Genomic DNA, 926 nt, shown 5'->3' on the forward strand with positions numbered 1-926 from the left:
ATGTTTGCCATTTCAACGTTAACTTTTGGTCGCCTATCTGATTTTGTTCCCCTCTCAAGACTTCTACTCCATGGAATTTGCCTATTAGGGATATCATCAGTCATCGGTTTCTTTTCAACAAATTTTTTTATCTTATTAGGAGCTCGAATACTTCAAGCAGCTGGAGCAGGAGCCGTTATGGGATTAAGTATGATCATGGCAGGGCGGTATATCCCTCTATCAAGGCGTGGAAAAGCGATGGCGATTATCGCTTCAGCTGCCTCTTTGGCATTTGGGTTAGGTCCTGTACTAGGGGGAGTGATTACTCAATACTTAGGATGGAATTATCTTTTCGTTGTCACTATTTTTTCTGTCCTATCTATTCCTTTCTTCCTAAAGTTATTGCCTAATGAGGTGATTAAAAAAGGACATTTCGATTTATTCGGTGCTATTCTTACGGGGCTTAGTGTAACAGGTCTGTTACTTTTTCTATCTACATTTTCGTATGGGATACTATTAGGAACAGTCGTTCTTTTTGCGGTATGGTGGAAATATCTTAATAAGACGGAAGAACCGTTTATTCCGCCAATACTACTTAGAAATAAGCAATATAAAAAGCTCCTTCTTATTAATTGTTCCGCTTTTTTTATTAACTTTTCAAATCTGTTTTTAATGCCTATTATTCTCACTACTGTATTCGGAAAAGAACCAGCAGAGCTAGGACTGATGATTTTTCCAGGTGCCATTATCGCCGTGGTTGCTGGTATATATATAGGAAGATTCATTGACCGTTTTGGGAATGCACCCTTAATTATTTTTGGGCAGTTATTGTTATTAAGTGCCTCAATCTTATTTGCATGGTTCTCTTCTGCAAATCCCTATTTTATCCTTTTCATTTATATGTTTGCTAGCGTTGGCTTTACGGCAATTTCTTCAAGTATTTCGAA

General features: G+C 37.6%; 1 protein-coding gene. It reads left to right on the plus strand.

What is annotated here, in order from left to right:
• Positions 1-926, plus strand: a 926-nt coding sequence (locus tag AAHB15_RS29930; protein WP_342043897.1) for an MFS transporter, incomplete at both ends; no start/stop codon positions are given.

Source organism: Bacillus sp. OTU2372 (assembly GCF_038440275.1).
Classification (GTDB): domain Bacteria; phylum Bacillota; class Bacilli; order Bacillales; family Cytobacillaceae; genus Neobacillus; species Neobacillus bataviensis_B.